Consider the following 6,039-nt stretch of genomic DNA (forward strand, 5'->3'; position numbering starts at 1 on the left):
GTGGTCTTCACAGCAGTGTTCCTCACAACTGGGCCGTCCTCCGCCGTCGTACGAGAAGAATGAAGACCGGCCCGCCGATGATCGCGGTGACGATGCCGACCTGGAGCTCCGAGGGGCGGGCGACGATCCGGCCGACGACATCGGCGCCGAGCAGCAGCACGGGCGACAGGATCGTCGCGTACGGCAGGATCCAGCGCAGGTCGGGGCCGGTGAAGGAACGCACGACGTGCGGGACCATCAGGCCGACGAAGGCGATCGGGCCGCAGGCCGCGGTGGCCGCGCCGCACAGCACGACGGCGGCGAGCATGGCGAGGGCCCGGGTGCGCGCCAGGTTCGCGCCGAGGGCGCGGGCGGTGTCGTCGCCCATCGCCACCGCGTTCAGCGGCCGGGCGAGACCGAGAGCGAGCAGGGTGCCGACCGCGAGGAACGGCAGCACCTGCACGATCGTCGAGTCGTTCGCGGAGGCCAGCGAACCGACCGTCCAGAAACGCCACTTGTTGAGCGCCGCGCCGTCCGTGATCATCACGGCCTGGAGGTAGCCGTAGAGCGCGGCGCTGATCGCCGTGCCGGCCAGCGCCAGCCGGACCGGGGTGGCGCCCCGGCTGCCGCCCAGGAACCACACCAGCGCGCCCACCGCGGCCGCCCCGAAGAAGGCGAACCACACATAGCCGTTGAGGGTGGTGACGCCGAAGTAGGTGATGGCGGTGACGACCGCGGCCGACGCGCCCGCGTTGATCCCGAGCAGTCCGGGGTCCGCGAGCGGGTTGCGGGTGAGCGCCTGGAGCACCGCCCCGGACAGGCCGAGGGCGGCACCGGCCAGCAGGCCGAGGACGGTCCGGGACAGCCGCTCGTCGACGACCACGTCGCCGTAGGTCCCCGTGTCGTGGAACAGGCCGTGCCAGACCTGGTCCAGCGGCAGCTCTTTCGCGCCGATCGCGATGCTCGCCAGGGCGACGAGCAGCAGGATCACGACGGAGACGAGGAGCCCAAGGGTCCGTATCGCCCGGCGGGTTGGGGGCGCGGGGGCGGTCTCCGCGCGCTGTTCGGGAGGACTGTCGACCAACACCCGGTTAGGTTAGCCTACCCTCTTAAGGGATCTCGATGCCCGGTCCCGGTGAGCAGCGTGGGCTCAGAGCCCCAGCCGCGCCAGCGCCTTGCCTCCGTCCAACTCGCAGGAGCCGTCCCCGGCCGCCGTCCAGGCCGCCGCGCACAGCGCCCGCAGACCGTCGAGGGCCTCGCCGTCCCCCGTCAGCTCCAGCCGGTCCGCCCCTGCCGTGGCCGTCCAGCCACCGCACCGGAAGCCGTCCCCGTCCGCCGTGACCTCCGGCTGCCCGGTGAGCAGCCCCCGCAGGTCGGCGTCGACATAGGTCGGCCGGTGCTGCGGCGGCGCGGCGAGCAGCTGACGCCCGTCGGTGACACCGGTCAGGACGAGCAGGGAGTCGACCCCGCCGTTGAACGCGCCCTCGATGTCGGTGTCCAGCCGGTCCCCGACCACCAACGGCCGCTTCGCCCCCGTCCGCAGGACCGTCTCCCGGTGCATCGGCGGCAGCGGCTTGCCGGCCACCTGCGGCTCGGCACCCGTCGCGATCCGGACGACTTCCACCGCCGCGCCGTTGCCGGGTGCGATCCCGCGCCCGCTGGGAATCGTCAGATCGGTGTTGGACGCGAACCACGGCACCCCGCGCGCGACGGCGTACGACGCCTCGGCGAACCGCCCCCACGCCAGGTCAGGGCCGCCGTACCCCTGCGCGACGGCCGCCGGTTCGTCGTCGGCGGAGTCCACCGGCTCCAGGCCGCGCTCCCGCAGGGCGACCCGCAGCCCCTCGCCGCCGATCACCAGCACCCGCGCACCCGCCGGCACCTGCTCGCTGATCAGCCGCGCGACCGCCTGCGCCGAGGTGATGACGTCATCGGCACCGGTCGGGATCCCCAGCTCGGTGAGGTGCCCGGCGACCGTGTCCGGCGTGCGCAGCGCGTTGTTGGTGACGTACGCCAGCCGCATCCCGCCCGCGCGGGCCGCCGCCAGTGACTCCACCGCGTGCGCGATCGCGCTGCCGCCCGCGTACACCACGCCGTCCAGATCGAGCAGCGCCGTGTCATACGCCGTGCTCAGAGCCTGTCCGCTGCCCTCGGGACCAGTCCCGACACCCTGACTCATCCGCCACGCTCCTCGTCACTCTTCGTTGTCCGGCCTTTCCTCATCGATCATCCCGCACGCCACTGACACACGTACGATGCCGGGATGAACACTGCAGGTCACTCGGAAGCAACGGAGCGCCGGGGCCTGGAACTCACCCCGTTCCGAGGCCTTCGCTACGACCCCGACCGGGTCGGCAGCCTCGCCGCCGTCACTTCCCCGCCGTACGACGTCGTCGTACGCCCCGACGGCGTGCATCACCTCCAGTCCGCCGACCCGTACAACATCGTCCGCCTGATCCTGCCGCAGGCCGGCACCCCCAGCGCCGGCACCGAACAGGCGGCCGACACCCTGCACCGCTGGCAGGCCGAGGGCATCCTCACCACGGATCCCGAACCCGGCCTGTACGTCTACGAGCAGCACGACGGCAACGGCATGCTCCAGCGCGGGGTCATCGGCGCGCTGCGGGTCTCGGAACCGTCGGAGGGCGTGGTGCTGCCGCACGAGGAGGTCATGCCTCCGGTGGTCGCCGACCGCGCGGCCCTGATGCGCGCGACCTCCGCGAACCTCGAACCCCTTCTCCTGACCTACCGGGGCAACGGCACGGCCGCCGAGGTCGTCGAACAGGCGGCCGCCCGCCCTCCGCTCCTCGCCACCACCACGGAGGACGGCTTCCACCACCGCCTCTGGTCGATCACCGACCCCTCCGAGGTGGCACGTGTCCAGTCCGACCTGGCCCACCACCAGGCCCTGATCGCCGACGGCCACCACCGCTGGGCCACGTACTTGCGTCTACGCGCGGAGCACGCCTCCCCCAGCCCCTGGGACTACGGCCTGGTCCTCCTGGTCGACACCGTGCGCTACCCGCTGCGTGTCCGTGCCATCCACCGCCTGCTGCACGGCCTGCCGGTGGCGGACGCCCTGGCGGCCGTACAGGACCATTTCCGGGTACGACGGCTCGACGTCCCCCTGTCGCAGGCCCAGGAGGCGCTCGCGGACGCGGCCTGCGCCGGCAACGCGTTCCTGCTGGCCGGCGACGGGACCTTCCACCTCATCGACCGCCCGGACCCGGATCTGCTGGCCCGTACGATCCCCGCCGACCGCCCGGCCGCCTGGCGCACGCTCGACGCGACCGTCCTGCACGCCACGCTCCTCGACCACGTGTGGCGCATCCCCGAGGACTCGAACGCTCACATCGCGTACATCCACGACACGGCGGCGACGGTCGCCAAGGCCGAACGCGCCGGCAGTACGGCCGTCCTCCTGCACCCGGTCCACGAGGACGTCGTCCGGGACCTGGCCCGCCAGGGCGTGACGATGCCCCGCAAGTCGACGTCCTTCGGCCCGAAGCCGGCGTCGGGGCTGGTGCTGCGGGCGCTCGACATCTGAGAACGGCTGAGAGCGGCTGAGAACGACGACGAGTACGAGAGAGGGCAGGCCCCGGTCGGAGCCTGCCCTCAGTCGAACGCCGTGATCCCGTGATCAGTCCTTGTCGGTCTCGGCCTCAGCCTCGGCCTCGGTCGCGGACTTCGCCGCGGACTTGGGCTCCGCCTCGGACTCGGACTCTGACTCGGACTCGGTCGTGACTTCGTCGAGGGTCTCCTCGGACTCGTCCACGTCGTCGTCCACGTCAACGTCGGTGGCGACGTCGGTGTCGATGTCCGATTGCTCGTCCGTGTCCGTGTCCGTGTCCGTGTCCTCGTCCTCGTCGTTCAGGGCGTCCACGAACTCGACCCCGTCCAACTCGGCCAGCCGGTCGGAGGCGTCCGTGCTGCCGTCCCGGTCGGCCTCGACGGCCTTGGCGAACCATTCCCGCGCCTCGCCCACACGGCCGGCCGCGAGCAGGGCATCGGCGTAGGCGTACCGCAGCCGCGCGGTCCACGGCTGTACGGAGTTGGACGCCAGCTCGGGGCTCTGCAGCGTCACGATCGCCGCGTCCAGCTGCCCCATGTCACGCCGGGCGCCGGCGGCGACGAGCCGCATCTCGACCTGACCGGCCTTGTCGAGCTTGTGCACCTCGGGGGCGCCGGCCATGTCCAGCGCCTTCTCCGGCCGCCCGAGCCCACGCTCGCAGTCGGCCATCACCGGCCACAGGTCCACGCTGCCGGTCATCCGCCGCGCGGCCCGGAACTCGGCGAGCGCCTCGCTGTACTTCTGGTTCGCGTACGCGGCGAATCCGGCGGCCTCACGCACAGCGGCGACACGGGACGCCAGCCGCAGGGCCACCTTGGAGTAGCCGTACGCGCCCTCGGGGTCCTCGTCGATGAGCCGCGCGACCATCACCAGGTTCTTGGCGACGTCCTCCGCGAGCGTCTTGGGCAGGCTCTGCAGCTCCTGGCGTACGTCCTTGTCGATCTCGTCGCCGGTGACGTCCTCCGCGATCGGCAGCCGCTTGATCGGCTCGCGGTCCCTGTCGCGCTCACGCTCGTCACGGCGTCCGTAACCGCCACCACGCCGGTCGTCACCACGCCGGTCGTCCCTGCGGTCGTCGCGCCGGTCGTCCCGGCCGCGGTAACCGCCGCCGCCCCGGTTGTCGTCCCGACGGAAGTCACTCCGCCCGCCGCGGTCGTCTCGGCGGTCATCGCGGCGGTCGTCTCGCCGGGGACCATGTCCTCGGTCGTCGCTGCGGGGGCCGCGGAAACCACCACGACTGTCGTCGCGCCGGTCGTCCCTGCGGTCGTCGCGGCGGTCGTCCCGGCCTCGGTAGCCACCGCCGCCCCGGTTGTCGTCCCGACGGAAGTCACTCCGCCCGCCGCGGTCGTCGCGGTCATCACGACGGAACGCCGGACGGTCACCACGGTCGTCGCGGCGGAAGCCACCCCGGTCGCCGCGGTCGTCCCGCTGAAACGCCGGGCGGGAGGAGCCGCGGTTGTCATCGCGACGGCCATAGCCACCACCACGGTTGTCATCACGGCGGTCGTCGCGCCGGTCGTCCCGGCCGCGGTAACCGCCACCACCACGATTGTCGTCCCGCCGCCCGCCGTAGCCACCGCCGCCACCGCGGTTGTCGTCCCGACGGCCGCCGCCGTAGCCACCACCGCCACCACGATTGTCGTCCCGACGGCCGCCGTAGCCACCGCCGCCACCACGATTGTCGTCGCGCCGGTCGTCCCGGCCGCGGTAGCCACCTCCGCCGCGGTTGTCGTCCCGACGGAAGTCGCCACGGTCACCACGGTCACTGCGACCGCCACGGTCGTCGCGGTCATCACGACGGAACGCCGGACGGTCACCACGGTCGTCGCGGCGGTCGTCACGCCGGTCGTCACGGCCGCGGTAACCGCCACCACCACGGTTGTCGTCCCGACGGCCGCCGTGACCACCGCGGTCGTCCCGCTGGAAGGCCGGGCGGGAGGAGCCGCGGTTGTCTTCTCGACGGCCGTACCCACCACCACGGTTGTCGTCACGACGGTTGTCATCACGCCGGTTGTCGTCACGGCGATTGTCATCGCGACGGCCGTGACCGCCCCGGTCGTCGCCGCGACGCTCGTCACCACGACGGTCGTCCCGACGGCCGTATCCGCCACCGCGGTTGTCGTCGCGGCGACCGTAGCCACCACCCCCACCACCGCCACGATTGTCATCGCGACGACCGTAACCACCGCGGTCTCCGCGGTCGTTGCTCCGGTCGTTGCGGTCTCCGCCACGGTCACCACGGTCACCACTGTCCCGTGGCCGCTGGTCGCGCTCCGGTCGCTCGTCGGGAGAGTTGGTGGACATGGTGACTCCTGTCTTCGGTACCGCAAGCATTGTAAAAACAAAAGGACCCCTGGTCCCAGCTGAACGCTGGTGACCAGGGGTCCTCAAAGATTGTTCGGCGGTGTCCTACTCTCCCACAGGGTCCCCCCTGCAGTACCATCGGCGCTGTAAGGCTTAGCTTCCGGGTTCGGAATGTAACCGGGCGT

Annotated in this window: 5 protein-coding genes and 1 rRNA gene; 2 read left to right on the plus strand and 4 right to left on the minus strand. The window is 72.0% G+C overall.

Annotated elements, in window-relative coordinates; translation table 11 throughout:
• Window positions 1–22 precede the first annotated feature (22 nt).
• Window positions 23–1,066, minus strand: coding sequence for an iron chelate uptake ABC transporter family permease subunit (locus AB0D59_RS29250; protein ID WP_362571447.1), 1,044 nt, complete (start codon window positions 1,064–1,066; stop codon window positions 23–25).
• Between the two features lie 63 nt (window positions 1,067–1,129).
• A complete protein-coding gene (locus AB0D59_RS29255) occupies window positions 1,130–2,158 on the minus strand; it encodes an HAD-IIA family hydrolase (protein WP_362571450.1) in 1,029 nt (342 codons plus the stop codon).
• 84 nt (window positions 2,159–2,242) lie between these two features.
• Between AB0D59_RS29255 and AB0D59_RS29260 the strand changes: the two genes are divergently transcribed.
• Window positions 2,243–3,526, plus strand: coding sequence for a DUF1015 domain-containing protein (locus AB0D59_RS29260; protein WP_362571453.1), 1,284 nt, complete (start codon window positions 2,243–2,245; stop codon window positions 3,524–3,526).
• A gap of 93 nt (window positions 3,527–3,619) precedes the next feature.
• Here the strand turns inward: AB0D59_RS29260 and AB0D59_RS29265 are convergent, their stop codons facing one another.
• On the minus strand, window positions 3,620–4,525 hold the full coding sequence (locus AB0D59_RS29265; protein WP_362571477.1) for a tetratricopeptide repeat protein: 906 nt from the start codon (window positions 4,523–4,525) through the stop codon (window positions 3,620–3,622).
• 219 nt (window positions 4,526–4,744) lie between these two features.
• Here AB0D59_RS29265 and AB0D59_RS29270 point away from each other — a divergent pair, with 219 nt between their 5' ends.
• On the plus strand, window positions 4,745–5,917 hold the full coding sequence (locus AB0D59_RS29270) for a hypothetical protein (RefSeq protein ID WP_362571480.1): 1,173 nt from the start codon (window positions 4,745–4,747) through the stop codon (window positions 5,915–5,917).
• Between the two features lie 29 nt (window positions 5,918–5,946).
• Here the strand turns inward: AB0D59_RS29270 and rrf are convergent.
• Window positions 5,947–6,039: ribosomal RNA gene (gene rrf / locus AB0D59_RS29275) — 5S ribosomal RNA — on the minus strand; the annotation flags it as partial.

This window comes from Streptomyces sp. NPDC048417 (assembly GCF_040651615.1).
In the GTDB taxonomy this organism is placed as follows: Bacteria; Actinomycetota; Actinomycetes; order Streptomycetales; family Streptomycetaceae; genus Streptomyces.